Annotated in this window: 14 protein-coding genes; 11 read left to right on the top strand and 3 right to left on the bottom strand. The window is 54.3% G+C overall.

Annotated elements, in window-relative coordinates; translation table 11 throughout:
* The first annotated feature begins 10 nt into the window (after positions 1-10).
* The 8 genes from RHM61_RS07745 (at position 11) to RHM61_RS07710 (ending at position 9,926) form a co-directional block, all read left to right on the top strand.
* Positions 11-2,026 carry an alpha/beta hydrolase family protein gene (locus tag RHM61_RS07745; RefSeq protein ID WP_322250550.1) on the top strand — a complete coding sequence of 672 codons (2,016 nt, stop codon included), beginning with the start codon at positions 11-13 and terminating at the stop codon, positions 2,024-2,026.
* Positions 2,023-2,832, top strand: coding sequence for a hypothetical protein (locus tag RHM61_RS07740; RefSeq protein ID WP_322250549.1), 810 nt, complete (start codon positions 2,023-2,025; stop codon positions 2,830-2,832). The genes RHM61_RS07745 and RHM61_RS07740 overlap by 4 nt, the downstream gene beginning before the upstream one ends.
* 22 nt (positions 2,833-2,854) lie before the next feature.
* Complete coding sequence (locus RHM61_RS07735) at positions 2,855-4,207, top strand: tetratricopeptide repeat protein (protein WP_322250548.1); 1,353 nt, start codon at positions 2,855-2,857, stop codon at positions 4,205-4,207.
* Between the two features lie 249 nt (positions 4,208-4,456).
* On the top strand, positions 4,457-4,708 hold the full coding sequence (locus RHM61_RS07730; protein WP_322250547.1) for a hypothetical protein: 252 nt from the start codon (positions 4,457-4,459) through the stop codon (positions 4,706-4,708).
* A 62-nt stretch (positions 4,709-4,770) separates the two neighbouring features.
* Positions 4,771-5,984, top strand: a protein-coding gene (locus RHM61_RS07725) for an IS3 family transposase (RefSeq protein ID WP_322248433.1) whose coding sequence is annotated in 2 segments (ribosomal slippage) — positions 4,771-5,047 and positions 5,047-5,984 — 1,215 coding nt in all. Because the reading frame shifts where the segments join, the coding sequence is not laid out codon by codon here.
* 59 nt (positions 5,985-6,043) lie between these two features.
* Complete coding sequence (locus tag RHM61_RS07720; protein ID WP_322250546.1) at positions 6,044-7,813, top strand: Cache 3/Cache 2 fusion domain-containing protein; 1,770 nt, start codon at positions 6,044-6,046, stop codon at positions 7,811-7,813.
* A 68-nt stretch (positions 7,814-7,881) separates the two neighbouring features.
* Complete coding sequence (locus RHM61_RS07715; RefSeq protein WP_322250545.1) at positions 7,882-8,739, top strand: MOSC domain-containing protein; 858 nt, start codon at positions 7,882-7,884, stop codon at positions 8,737-8,739.
* A 53-nt stretch (positions 8,740-8,792) separates the two neighbouring features.
* Positions 8,793-9,926, top strand: a complete 1,134-nt coding sequence (locus RHM61_RS07710) for a sensor domain-containing diguanylate cyclase (RefSeq protein ID WP_322250544.1) — start codon at positions 8,793-8,795, stop codon at positions 9,924-9,926.
* A gap of 28 nt (positions 9,927-9,954) precedes the next feature.
* Here the strand turns inward: RHM61_RS07710 and RHM61_RS07705 are convergent, their stop codons facing one another.
* The 3 genes from RHM61_RS07705 to rsmD are packed head-to-tail and all read right to left on the bottom strand — an operon-like array spanning position 9,955 to position 11,468.
* Positions 9,955-10,212, bottom strand: a complete 258-nt coding sequence (locus RHM61_RS07705) for a YfhL family 4Fe-4S dicluster ferredoxin (protein ID WP_322250543.1) — start codon at positions 10,210-10,212, stop codon at positions 9,955-9,957.
* A 48-nt stretch (positions 10,213-10,260) separates the two neighbouring features.
* Entirely contained in the window at positions 10,261-10,761 is a 501-nt protein-coding gene (gene coaD / locus RHM61_RS07700; protein ID WP_322250542.1) for a pantetheine-phosphate adenylyltransferase, read from the bottom strand.
* Between the two features lie 53 nt (positions 10,762-10,814).
* A complete protein-coding gene (gene rsmD, locus RHM61_RS07695) occupies positions 10,815-11,468 on the bottom strand; it encodes a 16S rRNA (guanine(966)-N(2))-methyltransferase RsmD (protein ID WP_322250541.1) in 654 nt (217 codons plus the stop codon).
* A 113-nt stretch (positions 11,469-11,581) separates the two neighbouring features.
* Here rsmD and ftsY point away from each other — a divergent pair, with 113 nt between their 5' ends.
* From ftsY to RHM61_RS07680, 3 genes are read left to right on the top strand one after another with little or no spacing between them, the layout of a single operon-like run.
* Positions 11,582-12,643, top strand: a complete 1,062-nt coding sequence (ftsY, locus tag RHM61_RS07690) for a signal recognition particle-docking protein FtsY (protein WP_322250540.1) — start codon at positions 11,582-11,584, stop codon at positions 12,641-12,643.
* A gap of 19 nt (positions 12,644-12,662) precedes the next feature.
* Entirely contained in the window at positions 12,663-13,334 is a 672-nt protein-coding gene (locus RHM61_RS07685) for a cell division ATP-binding protein FtsE (protein ID WP_322250539.1), read from the top strand.
* Between the two features lie 49 nt (positions 13,335-13,383).
* Positions 13,384-14,298, top strand: a complete 915-nt coding sequence (locus RHM61_RS07680; RefSeq protein WP_322250538.1) for a cell division protein FtsX — start codon at positions 13,384-13,386, stop codon at positions 14,296-14,298.
* Positions 14,299-14,374: the final 76 nt, after the last annotated feature.

Here is a 14,374-nt window from a genome sequence, read left to right as displayed (position 1 = left end):
GAACAACACCATGAACCTGTTTCAAGCACGCGGATTCCCCCTGCTGTTTTGCGCGCTGCTACCATGCACAGCTGTGGCCGGCGAAGCACTGCATCAGGATATTCCTACCCATGCTTTCGCGGCCAATCGAAGCAGTAATTTCGGGTATAAAATTTCCCCTGATGGCACGCGTTTGGCGTGGTTGGCCGTCGACGGTACGAGGCTGGAATTATTCATCAAGGATTTGGCGACACAGAAAATTTCCCACCGGCCGGCGTATGGAATCAAATATTTCGACTGGATGCGCGATGGCCACGCCTTGATCAGCGATTCCCTGACCGAAACGGGAACGGAAAATAATGTCATTACCTTGTTTAATCTCGACAGCAACAGCAAAGACGATGCGCCGCATATTCTCAGCGCTGTTGGCGGGGTCAAATCCGTATTATTAGCCGAACGCAAAGACGCGCCGGGCGTGCTGCTGTTTCAGAGTCATCCGCGGGACAGCGCTTTGTTTGATCTGTACCAACGCAATGTTGCCGACAAAGAAAATATTTTGTTGGAAAAAAATCCTGGCAATGTCCAGCAATGGCTGAGCAGCGCCGATGGGCATGTGGCCGGGCGTATCACGCTCGAAGGCATACACTACGCACTGCAAATCCGCCAAGCTGGCGACCACAGTTATACGACCGTGTACCGCTGGAGCAGCGACGACCAAGTAAGGCTTGTGAGTATCAGTAATGACTTGAGCAGCAGTTATTTGCTCAGCAATAAAGGCAGCGATCTGTCACGCTTGCTGCAGCTTGATCACCAAACGGGCGGCGAGACCGTGCTGGCCCAAGCGGAGACAGTCGATCTGAGCGAAGTCTATGTGGCCGCCGACAGCGGCCTGCCTTGGTTGGTCAGCAGTGAGCCAGATTATCCGCATAACAACTTGCTCGAACCACGCTTACAAGCCCTGCTCGGCGCGCGACTGGCGCGCAGCCCGGCGCGACTGCACATAGAAAATAGCGACCGCGATGGACGCCAACTGGTGTACAGCTTGCAGACCGATGTCGCCAAAGAATTTTATCTGTCGGATTTGGATCAACAAAGCACGGTCTTGATCGGGCCGGCGGCCACCGCCGCCTTCGTGTCTGCGCTGGTGCCTTCGCAACCGCTGCTACTGCAGGCCGGCGACGGTACGCTGTTGCATGCCTATTTGAGCTTACCTGCTGGCAGCCACGAGAAAAAGTGGCCGGTCTTAATCAAGGTGCATGGTGGGCCGTGGGAGCGCGACCTCTGGACTTACGATGCCCAAACCCAGTTTTTGGCGAACCGCGGCTATGCGGTATTACAAGTCAATTTCCGCGGTTCCAGCGGCTACGGTCGGCACTTCCAAGAGCTCGCGTATGCCCAATGGGGCGGCACCATGCAACAAGATTTACTCGATGCGGCAAACTGGGCCAGCACACAAAGCTGGGCACAAGCCGATCACATCGGTTTGATCGGCGGTAGTTACGGTGGCTATGCCACCTTGATGGGATTACTGACGGCACCGGAACGCTTCGCCTGTGGCGTTGCCGTCAATGCACCGACCGATTTGCTACGCTTAAGCACCGAAGTCCCGCCCGCATATCGCTTCGACACCAGCCTGCTGCAGCGTTATATAGGCGACCCGGAACAGGCGGCATCACGCGCGACGATGCAGGCACGCTCACCGATCGGCTTGGCCGCACAGTTGCAGCGTCCGGTATTACTGGCGCAAGGTGAATACGATGTGCGCGTGCCGCAACAACAGACGCAAGCCTTCGTTGATGCCAGCAAGAGCCCGGCCAAGCAGCTCGAATACTGGCTCATGCCGCATACCGGTCACGCCATCAGTGATTGGAAAACTTCGCTGCTTTTTTTCCGCAAAACCGAAGTTTTTTTTCGCGCTGTCTCGGTGGTGTGGATAAGGGCTTTGATTACTACGAACTCGGGACTGTGCTGTTTTAAGCTGGCGCTGCTTACGCTATGCCGCATCCGCATCCGCACCCCATACCACTTGATTGGACTTGATCGATGATTGATAAAAAAATTCTGTACTGTGCCGCCGGCGCAGCCTTGTGCTATGTGTCGAATGCCATGGCCGACACCGATCTGAGCATCGCTGCCGCGCTCTCGACTTACCAATATCGGGAGCCGGCCGTCATGAAAAACAGTGGCGACAAGTTTGCCTTGTTTCTGATGGCCAGCCACGACATCGCTAGCGAGCAGTTTATCCGGGCCGATGTTCACTATGCCACTGGCAAGGTCGATTATGCCGCCGATACCGCGTATGCTGCGGCCACAGCCAGCAGCAAGTCAGACTGGTATCTGGAAACCCGGGCCTTGTTCGGCCGGCGCTATGCGTTTTCCGGCAGCAGTCTGGTACCCTTTATCGGGCTTGGCTATCGCTATTTATCGAATGATTTACGCGGCTTCAACAGCTTGGGACAAAGCGGCAACCGGCGCCAGAGTCAGTATATTTATCTGCCACTTGGCCTCACGCACAGTCTGCAATTATCGGCGCAATCGCGCTGGAACACCGAACTCGAAGCCGATGTGCTGCTGCGTGGCACGCAAAGCGCACGCTTATCCGATGCCGGACAAGGCGTGGCCGATGTCTCGCTGTCACAGCGGCACGGCTATGGCTTAAAAATCAGCATGGCCTACGAAAAAGATAACTGGTCGCTTGGACCGTTTTTAGAATTTTGGGATATTTCGCGCTCCGATACCGCCGGCTTGCTCCAAAACGGCAGCGCCGTCTACAGCAATGGCAATCGTCTGCTCTATCAAGAGCCGCACAATCGCACGCTGGAAGCGGGCTTGCGTGTGCGTCGCAGCTATTAAGTAGCAACGATAGCCAGGCGATATGCTCAATGTCATCCGCAGCGCCGTCAGCAATTTTTTTTACCATCGCGGGGTGGCGGCGCAAACACGCGCACAATACCGGCAGGCGGCACGCTACTATGCCTTAGCTGTGCGCTGCAATCGACGCCACGCCGAGGCATGGTACAAGGCCGGCGTGCTGCATGGTTTGGCGCAGCGCTACGCGCCGGCATTACACTGCTATCAGCAAGCGCTGGAACTATCTCCGCAGCATCGTGCTGCCCACAATAATTGCGGCGTCATTCATCATACGCAGCGTCGCCTGAGCCTGGCCGATGCGGCCTTCGCTGCGGCGCTGGCGATCGAGGCCGATTTTATTCCGGCCAATTTCAATCTGGGCTTGCTGCGTAAAGATCAGGGGCAATTCGCGGCCGCGCTGGCCTTGTTTGAACGCACGATTGCACTCGATACACAGCATGTCGATGCGCAAGTGGCACGGGCCCTGATGCTGCTCACGTTGGGGCGCTTGGACGAGGGCTGGACAGCTTATGAATGGCGCTTGCAAGTACAAACGGTGCGCTTGCTTCCGAGTAGTTCAGCATGGGATGGCCGTGCTTGCTTACGCGGAAAAACGCTGCTGCTCTACAACGAGCAAGGCTTGGGCGATGCCCTGCAGTTTTGCCGCTATATTCCCTTACTGCCAGACTGCCGTCTGATTTTGCAAGTGGCGCGTCCCTTGGTGTCATTATTGGCACAGCAAGACTGGGGCCGCGACATCCGCATCGTCGAACCGGCAGAGGCAGAGTACGATTATCATTGTTCTCTGATGAGTCTGCCCGGCCGGTTCGGCACGCGCCTGCACAATATTCCAAGCAGTACCGCGTATCTGCAAGCCTTGCCTCCGACCTTGACTGATTGGCAGCAGCGACTCGGCCCGCACAAGGCGCTGCGGGTAGGTTTGGTATGGAGCGGGTCCACCACCCACCACAATGATCGCCAGCGCAGCATCGCCTTGGCTGACATGCTCAGCTACTTGCCGCCGCATCATGAATACCACTGCTTGCAGGCGGAAATACGCGCTGCCGACCTCTTAACTTTACAGCAATCTGATTGCGCCATCCGGCTGTGGCACCAGCATTTGCATGATTTCAGCGCCACCGCCGCCTTATGTGCGCAGATGGATTTAATCATTTCGGTCGATACCAGCGTCGCCCACTTAGCCGCGGCAATGGGGCTGCCAGTGTGGATTTTGTTGGCCTACGTGCCGGACTTCCGCTGGCTCGCTGAAGGCAGCAGCAGCCCTTGGTATCGGTCGGCACGTCTATTACGCCAAACTCAAGCAACACAGTGGAACCCGGTATTAGCCACCATACAAGCGGATCTGCGCCACCGCTGAAACCCACTGCAGCCAGCAAAAACAATACGGGTCGGTGCAATGCCCCATTTGTTACTTTTAGTCAACCAATCCATTCTCCAGTTTTCAAGAGATGATCGAAATCATAAACTTCTTGTATACTAGTTGACACACATCAATGTTTCTTTAAACTAACACCCGTATTTTCGCCAGCATGATGGTCGATACGACATGCCATCGTGCTTACATTGTTTTAGGTAAGCATGCTTTTCTTTGACTAACAGGAAAAATATGAAAACTATCCATCGCTCCGGCCTACTATCGACGCTCAGTCTGGGCCAAAAATTAAGCGCGATCATCTTTGCCTGTGTGTTTTTCGTTTTCAGTGTATTTACTATCGCGCTAGGCCGCAGCAGCTATGCACTCATGCAAGCGAGCGCCATCGTCGAAGTTCAGCATTCTTTGTCCATCATCAATGATATGTTTGATGTGTTTGACAAGACGGTGCGTGCCGATGCCGTGCGCACCGCACAAACCTTATAGTGGATCCACATATCCGGACAACAGTTTAAACTAGTGTCTGTCGAAAAGAGACGAGGCAGACCATGAGTGAAAATAAGAGAAAAATATTTAGCGGCGCACAAAAAGCCAAGGTGGCAGTTGAGGCGATCAAAGGCGAAAAGACGATCAATCAGATCGCCCAAGAGTTCGGGGTGCATCCGACGCAGGTCAGCCAGTGGAAGAAAGAATTACTGGAAAATGCAGGCAGTCTGTTTGAAGGTAAACGCGGTCCGAAACCGGCCAGCACACAGAACGACCCAGACCGTCTCTATGCCAAAATTGGGCAACTGAATATGGAACTCGATTGGCTTAAAAAAAAGTCAGGGATCAGCCTGTAACGGTACGATTGCAGTGGGTAGAGCCGCTCTCTGCCCTTTCAATCGCCACACAATGCCGTCTCGTTTCAGTCACGCGCTCGGTCGTGTACGACAAGAAAAAGCGCTTGCAGGAAGAGATCAATCCGTTTGATAGTTTGCTGTTGCAATTGCTTGACGAGGAATACACCAGACATCCATTTTACGGCACGCGACGCATGACGCATTACTTGCGAGACTGTGGCCATACAGTGAACCGAAAGCGCGTACAGAGGCTGATGCAGCAACTGGGATTGGCAGGTATGGCCCCAGGCCCCAACACCAGTAAAGCGCATCCGCAGAACAAGATTTACCCGTACTTACTGAGAGGTATCGACGTCACTCGACCAAATATGGTCTGGAGTACAGACATCACATTCATCAGGCTGCCGCGGGGTTTTGTGTATCTGGTGGCGATCGTTGACTGGTACAGCCGGAAGGTGCTGTCCTGGCGGTTGTCGAACACGATGGATGCGGGGTTTTGCGTGGACTGCTTGGAAGAAGCCATAAAATGGTATGGAACGCCGGAGATTTTTAATACCGATCAGGGTGCGCAGTTTACCAGCCAGGCCTTTACTGGGCTGCTGCTTAGAAACGGCATCAAAATCAGTATGGACGGTCGCGGTCGGGCGCTGGATAATATTTTTGTTGAGCGCTTATGGCGCAGTGTGAAATATGAAGAAGTGTATTTGAAAAAGCATGAAAGTATGCCGGAATTGGTGATCGGCTTGGCGAACTATTTTATGTTCTACAACGCTGAGCGTAAACATCAATCATTGGGTTATCAAACGCCGGAAACCGTGTATGGCTCAGGCGTGGGCGGCGGTGCCAAGATCGTAAACAAATTTGGTACTGAACTGCCTGATTCAAAAAAGCTAGAAAAGAAAAGCACGGTAGTGATGTAGTGCGAATAACGGGGCAGCGCCGCGCAGCTGTGGCAGAAACAGGCACTATCTTAAACTCTTTGAATAATTGTCTGGACTTAGGGGGCCACTTTACCTTTCGCGCCCAGTGGCATGAACCGTTCGTCCTGGAACAAGAAACCGTGCAGGTGCAAGATAAAACCGTTGCCATCCTCAAGGTCGGCGCGGAAACACTGAATCTCAATTTTGCCCCGGTTGACCAATTCACCGCCCAAACCGGTGCCATTGCTACTATTTTCGTCAAACAAGGCGAAGATTTCATACGCGTGAGCACGTCGCTGAAAAAAGAAAATGGCGAACGGGCGATCGGCACGGCACTCGACCGCAGCCATCCGGCCTACGCCTTACTGTTAAAAGGCGAATCGTTTATCGGACCGGCCAAACTGTTCGGTAAAGATTACATGACGTCCTACGTACCGATCATGGACGCGCAAGCAAAGATGATCGGGATACTGTTTGTCGGTATCGATATTTCCGATAATCTTCGTTTCCTCAAGGAAAAAGTCAAATCGATGAAAATCGGCAAGACCGGTGGCTATTTTGCGCTCAACCGCAAAGCCGGCAAGACTTATGGCGACGTGATGATCGATGCCAACAATGAAGGCAAGAACTATCTGACTGAGAAAGCCAGCGATGGCAGCGAATTCATCAAAGACATGCTGGAGAAAAACACTGGCGTCAGCTACTATGCCGCGCCATCATTCGGTGCCGCGGCCTTGCAGGGCAAACAGCGCGTCGCCGTATTCCAGCCTGTTCCGACCATGAATTGGCTCATCGTCGGCTCGGCGTATACCGCCGAGATCGTCGAAGACAGCGTGGCCCAATTGATCAAATACGCCTTCTTGGCGCTGGTGCTGATCGTCGTCGTGGCCTTCGTGTTGTTTTATATTGTCAAACGCTACGTCTCGGTACCACTGGCCGAAGCGACGCGTATGGCCAACAAAATGGCCACCGGCGACTTGACCGAACAAGTCAGCAACGCACGTCACGACGAGATAGGACAATTGCTTAACGCCATCAACAGCATAGGCACCGGCTTGACCAAAGTGATCGTCGAAGTCAGTGCCGGCAGCTTTGCGATACAACAAGCATCGCAAGAAATCGCCTCCGGCAATGCCGATTTGTCTGCACGCACCGAGTCGCAAGCGAGTTCACTGGAAGAAACCTCGAGTTCGATGGAAGAATTGACCGCTACCGTGAAGAACAATGCCGACAATGCCCGCCAGGCCAGCCAATTAACCACGCAAGCGAGCAGTGTGGCGGCGTCCGGTGGCACGGTGGTCAATGATGTGATTTCAACCATGCAAGAAATCAAAGACAGCTCACGCCGCATCGCCGACATTACCGGCGTGATCGATGGCATTGCTTTTCAAACCAATATCCTTGCCTTGAACGCCGCGGTTGAAGCCGCCCGCGCCGGCGAGCAAGGTCGTGGCTTTGCTGTGGTAGCTGCAGAAGTACGCAGTCTGGCGCAGCGGGCCGCGGCATCGGCGACGGAAATCAAATTACTGATCAATCAGTCGGTCGAAAAAGTCGATCAAGGCAGCGAGTTAGTCAACGTTGCCGGGACTACAATGCGCGAGATCGTGCTCAATATCGAGCAAGTCGCCACCATTGTAATGGCCATCAGCAATGCCAGCGGAGAGCAAAGTGCCGGTATCGATCAAATCAGCCTGGCCATTTCCGATATGGATGAAATGACGCAGCAGAACTCCGCCTTAGTCGAGCAAGCGGCGGCTGCCTCGGAAAGCTTGCGCGACCAAACCGAACGTCTGCATCACGTGGTCGGTCAATTCAAAGTCAGACGCTGAATTTATCATTGGCAAATCGAGCAAGCCGATTAAAATGGAGGCCTTGCTCCTTATGCCAATGACATCTTATGCCCGTCATCACCGATCTGTGGTTTTACCCTATCAAATCCTGTGCCGGCATCGCCGTTGTCCAAGCGCAAGTTGCAGCGAGTGGCTTAAGCTTAAGGCAGCAAGATCACACGCTATACGACCGCGAATGGATGTTGGTCGACGACAAGGGTCAATTTCTCAGTCAACGCGACTGGCCGCGGATGGCAAGCCTGCGCCCCGGCTTGCTCGATGGCATGCTGAGCGTCGCTGCCGATGGCCTGCCGACTCTGCATCTGTCGCTGCCGGACCGTAGCGGCGCGACCGTGTTGGTAAGCATCTGGGATGACACGCTGCTGGCCCGCTGTGCGGCACCATCCGCGCATGCTTGGTTCAGCCGCGCCCTCGGCGTCAGCTGCCGCTTAGTCCGATTTGACTTGGCCGCGCAGCGCTATGCCAGCCAGAAATGGACCGGTGCGCTGCTGGCACCGACCCGTTTCGCTGACGGTTTTCCGCTGCTGCTGACAGCGCGCGCCTCGCTGGCTGATCTGAACCAACGCGCCATAGCGCAAGGCCGTGCCGCCGTGCCTATGGACCGTTTTCGTCCGAATATCGTCATCGATGGCTTGCACGCATTTGAAGAAGACTATGCCGCCGCCTTCGAATTTGCCAATGGTATTTGCCTGCCAGCGGTCAAGCCGTGCTCGCGTTGTAGTATGCCGGCAGTAGACCAAGCCAGCGGCAGCGTCGGCCCTAACCCGATCGACATTTTGCAAAGCTATCGCGCCAACCCTGTACTCAACGGTGAAATTTCCTTCGGCATGAATTTGATCGCCAGCGCCGGCATCGGCCGCACCTTGCGGGTTGGCGATGCCGTCGAAATTCCGATTGCATTTTGACGCGCGATCGATTAACTTACTATTTATGCAATTTTCTTTGAAAATGAAACGGTATGGATAGCGCGCGTCAACCACCCACCCCCAACGCGCTGCAACAGCTGGCCGAAGTGCGCATGGAAAATAAGCTCTTACGCGCGCGCTTGAGCGATATTCTCGATCAAGCCCACCGTAACCAGAGCATCATGGCGCGGCACCAAGATTTCGACCTGAAAATCATTGGCGCGAGCAATTTCAAAGAATTGATACACTTCCTCTTCAGTGCTTTAGCGCTGACTTCCGAACTCGATGTCGTCACCCTGACTTTGCTTGACCCGCGCCAAGAGTTGCAGCAAATGCTCAGCGACCTGCGCATGGATTTGCAAGACTACCCCCATCTGATGTTCATCCGCCATGAACGCGAACTCGAAGCCCACTCGGCCTCCTTACGCAAACCGGTGCTCGGGGCCTATCAGAGCCAGCGCTATGGCAAAGCGTTCCACAGTTGCGGGCAGAAACCTGCCAGCATTGCCATCATCCCTTTGTTGCGGCAGGAACGCTTGATCGGTTATCTCAACCTTGGCAGCTTTGAGCTTGAGCGGTTTGCCGCCACTATGGCGACCGACTTCATCGAACGGCTCGGTTCCATCATCGCGATTTGTCTGGAAAATGTCATCAATAACGAGCGCCTGACACATATCGGCCTGACCGATCCGCTGACCAAGGTCAGCAACCGTCGTTACGTCGAGCAGCGCACCCTCGAAGAAATCGGTCGCGCCCGGCGCCAGTGCTATGGCTTGGCGTGCATGTATCTCGATATCGATTTTTTCAAAAAAATCAACGACGAGTATGGCCATCAAGCCGGTGATGATGTCTTGTGTGAGGTTGCGCAAAGGATCAAGGCAGAATTACGCCTCAGCGATACCCTGGGCCGCTTCGGTGGCGAAGAATTCGTGGTCTTGTTGATTAATGCGAATGTGCAAGATGCGATGCAGGTAGCGGAACGCATACGTAAGAGCATCGCTGGCAAAGCATTCGATCTCAGTGTAGCGGGCAGTTGCAACTGTACGATTTCGATCGGCGTCACTACCGTATCGGAACAACAGAACGAGGGTGAAGCCCTGATCGTGGCGCGCGATATGATCAAGCGCGCCGATCGCGCCCTCTATGATGCCAAGCGCTCGGGGCGCGACCGCGTGCGCTGCGAATAAAGATGGCCGTGCCGGGTCGCGGCGCGACTTATTTTTTCAGTTGCTCCTGCAAATCCGTGTACTTGGCCAGCAATTGTGCCGGCGTTTCGCGCCATTCCGGATTAAACGGAATGCAATTCACCGGGCACACCTCTTTACATTGTGGCACATCGTAATGGCCTACGCATTCGGTACATTTATGTGCATCGATTTCGTAAATTTCAGGGCCCATGTAAATCGCATCATTCGGGCACTCGGGCTCGCAGACGTCGCAATTGATGCAATCGTCGGTAATCATTAACGCCATACTTACTCACTTCTTTTCCACCCGGCTTAAACCCGCCGGGCATGGGCATCAGTTATTTTCCTCGATATCGAGCGCAGCAACTTTTTCTTTGAGCCAACGATCGACCGAAGGAAATACAAACTTCGAGACATCGCCACCGAACATGGCGATTTCACGCACTATCGTACCGGAAATGAATTGGTACTGGTCGGATGGCGTCAAAAACAGGGTTTCGACGTCAGGCAAAAGGTAACGGTTCATACCGGCCATCTGGAATTCATATTCAAAATCAGACACGGCACGCAAACCGCGCACAATCACGCGCGCGTCGTTTTTTCGCACAAAATCTTTGAGCAAGCCGGAAAAACTCTCGACCCGCACATTAGGATAGTGTCCCAGAACTTCATTGGCGATACTGAGGCGCTCTTCGAGTGAGAAAAATGGTCGTTTGTTTTTGCTGTCGGCCACGCCGACCACCAAAGTATCGAACAGGCCCGAGGCGCGGCGTACCAAATCCTCATGACCACGGGTCAGCGGATCAAATGTTCCCGGATAAACGGCTGTGACCATCTTCACTCCTTTTTCGCTAATTGCATATTGTTATGCACCAAATTGTTCTGGCATTATGCCTGATTTTCGTGCGTATCAGGCTGCAGAATGCTGCGTTGCAGGATATGGAAATACACGCTGCCGGCGCGGTCGGCACGTATTACTTGCCATCCGCTGAGCAATTTTTTCATGCTTTCGCTTGGATCAGCATGATCTAAAGCAAATTCGGATTCGACATAAACATAGCCTGGCGTGGCCAACAAGGGCTGGCAAGCCGGCAGCATTTTTTCCAACCACGCCTGTTCAAACGGCGGATCGAGAAAAATCAGCTCGCAGCTGGCGGGTGCCAAGCTGGCTATGGCTTTACTGGCATCGGCACGCAACAGGCGGCACTGCTGGGCAGCGAGTTTTTCCTGCACTGCCAGCAGTTGCCGAAACGCTGGTGCCGACGCTTCCACCATGGTGACCGCGGCCGCGCCGCGGCTGGCCGCTTCGAAGCCGAGCGCACCGCTGCCAGCGAACAGGTCGAGGCAACGCAGCGTCATCCAATTAGCGTTAAAAAGATGATTGAGCCAGTTAAATGTTGTTTCTCGGACACGGTCTGGCGTCGGGCGCAAGCCTTCGGCGCTCACTACCGACAGCAGACTGCGCTTCCACTGGCCGCCGATGATGCGAACCTGGTGGCTGGAGCGGGACACGCTGGGCGTTTTTTTGGTCATCGGTTTCATGATAGGTTTGACACTGGTAAATCAAATTACCGCGCGTGGGTCTGTTAGAATGGCAGCATTCTAATACCAGGTGGGCCAATTCGGCGCGCCATCTTCCGACAAAAGCATTCCTGATGTTCAGTTTCTTTAAAAGAAAACCCAAAGACGAACCGGCCATCGCCACGCCGCCCACATTGACCGAAGCGGTGCCGACCGTGCCGGCCACGACTGTCGCGCTGCCTGCTGCGCCTGCCGCAGCGGAGCTCGCCGTTGCCGCCACGGTAGCCGAACCGGAGAGCAAACGCTCTTGGCTCAGTCGTCTCAAAGCCGGCCTGGCAAAAACTTCGACTAATCTTACCACCCTCTTCATCGGTGCCCGTATCGATGAAGACTTATACGAAGAACTCGAAGCTGCCTTGCTGACGGCCGATGCCGGCGTCGATGCGACGTTGTTTCTGCTCGATGCACTCAAGAAAAAGGTCAAGGCAGACAAACTGACCGAAGCCGAGCAAGTCAAAGCCGCCCTCAAGCAATTGCTGCTCGATTTACTCACACCGCTGCAAAAGCCGCTGGAACTCGGCCGTCATCAACCGATGGTGATGATGATCGCCGGCGTCAATGGTGCCGGCAAGACAACTACCATCGGTAAACTGGCCAAGCATATGCAAGAGCATGGCCAAACGGTACTGCTGGCAGCTGGTGACACTTTCCGTGCAGCGGCACGCGAACAATTGGCAATCTGGGGCGAGCGCAATGGCATCACAGTCATTTCGCAAGAATCGGGCGACCCGGCCGCGGTGGCCTTCGACGCCGTCGCTTCAGCGCGTGCGCGCTGCACCGATGTGGTGATGATCGATACGGCAGGACGCTTGCCGACGCAATTGCATCTGATGGAAGAATTGAAAAAAGTAAAACGCGTGATTGCCAAAGCCATGGATGGCGCACCGCAAGAAGTCTTGCTGGTTATCGATGGCAATACCGGGCAAAATGCCTTGGCACAAGTTAAGGCCTTCGATGACGCCTTGCAATTGACTGGCTTGGTCATCACCAAGCTCGATGGCACCGCCAAAGGTGGCGTCTTGGCAGCGATTGCCAAAACTCGCCCGATTCCGGTGTATTTCATCGGCATTGGCGAACAAATAGAAGATTTGCAGGCATTCAACGCCCAGGAATTCGTCGACGCCCTGCTGCACTGAGCCCACGGAAAAGTCGATCATGATTGAATTCGAGAATGTCACCAAACAATATTCACGCGACGCCTATGCTTTGCGTGATGTCTCACTGACCATCCCCGATGGTGAGTTGGTTTTCTTGGCCGGCCCCTCGGGTGCCGGTAAATCGACCTTGCTCAAGATGATAGCGGGTATAGAAAAGCCCAGCAGCGGCCGCGTCATCGTTCATGGCCAAGACATGAGCAAGCTCAAAAGCGGCAGCCTGCCCTACTTACGGCGCAAATTAGGCTTGATCTTGCAAGAGCAAAAGTTGCTCAATGACCGTTCGGTACTGGCCAACGTCATGTTGCCGCTGATCGTCACCGGTGCGCCCGCCAGCCAAGCGCAAGCACGCGCCCGTGCCGCGCTCGAAAAAGTCGGCCTGATCGACAAAGCCGCCGCCTTTCCCTTGGCACTCTCGGGCGGCGAACAGCAAAGAGCCGCGATTGCCCGCGCCATCGTCAACCGGCCGAAAATCATCTTGGCCGATGAACCGACCGCTTTTCTCGACCGCGACAATGCCAATCAAGTGATCGCAGCACTCAAAGCCTTCCAAAGCGCCGGTGTGACTTGCCTCATTTCCAGTCATGACGAGCAATTTTTAGAACAAGCCAGCCGCGTGATTTATTTGAGCCACGGCACAGTTACCGATCACTGGCAGTCGGTGGCCGCCTGATGGCCACACCGTCCCCTGAATTACCAGCGCTGCGCGCAGGAGAATACTGATGACAATCTGGTTTCGTGAACATCTGTTTGCCTTGAAAAGTGCCTTCGCCCATTTGCGCGCCGGCACAGGCAATTTTTGCTTTAATGTTTTGGTCGTGGCCATTGCGCTGGCCTTGCCGATCGCCGGTCTGACCCTGATCGACAACATCCGCCCGATTTCTTCGCAACTGGCGATAGAACCGGAAATCAGTATCTTTGTCACACCGGACACGCCACGCGCCAGCTCCACGGCCTTGTCGATACCGATCAAACGTTTGCTCAAAGAAAATGGCCTCGAGAGCCAACTGCGTTTCGTTCCAAAAGAAAAAGCATTAGCGACCATGCAAGATTCCTCGAGCTTGGCGGAAGTGCTGGCTACCTTGGGTGGCAACCCCTTACCGGATGCCTATATTTTATCTTTATCGAATGCGCACGCCGAACAACTGAGCGCCTTGGTCGGACAATTGCAAGCCTTGCCCGATGTCGATCAAGTACAGATTGATACCGACTGGGTCAAGCGCTTGGCAGCCTTGGTGCAAATTTTACAAATTGCCCTGATGTTTTTGGCTGGCACGCTCGCGCTGGTCGTCGTGGTCGTGGTGTTCAATGCCACCAGACTGCAAGTGATTTCTCACCAAGCAGAAATTACCATTACCCGTCTGCTCGGCGCGACCAACAGCTTCATCCACCGTCCTTACTATTACACTGGTGCCTTGCTGGGCTTATTAGCCGGTTTGTTGGCCTTGGCGATCATCGCTGCCTCCTTGCAACCACTTAACCAAGCCATCGCCGTCTTTGCCAAACTGTATGCCTCCGAATTTCGCCTGACACCGCTGCCACTGTGGCCCAGTCTGGGCTTGCTGGCCTGCAGCATGGTGCTCGGCTTGGCCGGTGCCTACCTGTCAGTACGCCGGCAATTAGCGCGCGCCGCTTAATATAATTCAGTGTTATTAAAAAATATTGCAACTTTTTACGCTTATTCTGCTCCAAACAGTTGAATTCCTGATTTTT

Origin of the sequence: Undibacterium sp. CCC3.4 (assembly GCF_034347425.1) — a bacterium.
GTDB lineage: Bacteria > Pseudomonadota > Gammaproteobacteria > Burkholderiales > Burkholderiaceae_D > Undibacterium.
The sequence above is the reverse complement of the archived record's forward strand: the minus strand, read 5'-3'. Positions and strand labels throughout refer to the sequence as shown.

Excerpts from the sequence above, each read along its gene's own strand:
- RHM61_RS07715 (WP_322250545.1), top strand. The coding sequence starts at position 7,882 with ATGCCCGTCATCACCGATCTGTGGTTTTACCCTATCAAATCCTGTGCC.
- ftsY (WP_322250540.1), top strand. The coding sequence starts at position 11,582 with ATGTTCAGTTTCTTTAAAAGAAAACCCAAAGACGAACCGGCCATCGCC.
- RHM61_RS07740 (WP_322250549.1), top strand. The coding sequence starts at position 2,023 with ATGATTGATAAAAAAATTCTGTACTGTGCCGCCGGCGCAGCCTTGTGC.
- RHM61_RS07680 (WP_322250538.1), top strand. The coding sequence starts at position 13,384 with ATGACAATCTGGTTTCGTGAACATCTGTTTGCCTTGAAAAGTGCCTTC.
- RHM61_RS07705 (WP_322250543.1), bottom strand. The coding sequence starts at position 10,212 with ATGGCGTTAATGATTACCGACGATTGCATCAATTGCGACGTCTGCGAG.
- rsmD (WP_322250541.1), bottom strand. The coding sequence starts at position 11,468 with ATGAAACCGATGACCAAAAAAACGCCCAGCGTGTCCCGCTCCAGCCAC.
- coaD (WP_322250542.1), bottom strand. The coding sequence starts at position 10,761 with ATGGTCACAGCCGTTTATCCGGGAACATTTGATCCGCTGACCCGTGGT.
- RHM61_RS07685 (WP_322250539.1), top strand. The coding sequence starts at position 12,663 with ATGATTGAATTCGAGAATGTCACCAAACAATATTCACGCGACGCCTAT.
- RHM61_RS07730 (WP_322250547.1), top strand. The coding sequence starts at position 4,457 with ATGAAAACTATCCATCGCTCCGGCCTACTATCGACGCTCAGTCTGGGC.
- RHM61_RS07745 (WP_322250550.1), top strand. The coding sequence starts at position 11 with ATGAACCTGTTTCAAGCACGCGGATTCCCCCTGCTGTTTTGCGCGCTG.
- RHM61_RS07735 (WP_322250548.1), top strand. The coding sequence starts at position 2,855 with ATGCTCAATGTCATCCGCAGCGCCGTCAGCAATTTTTTTTACCATCGC.
- RHM61_RS07710 (WP_322250544.1), top strand. The coding sequence starts at position 8,793 with ATGGATAGCGCGCGTCAACCACCCACCCCCAACGCGCTGCAACAGCTG.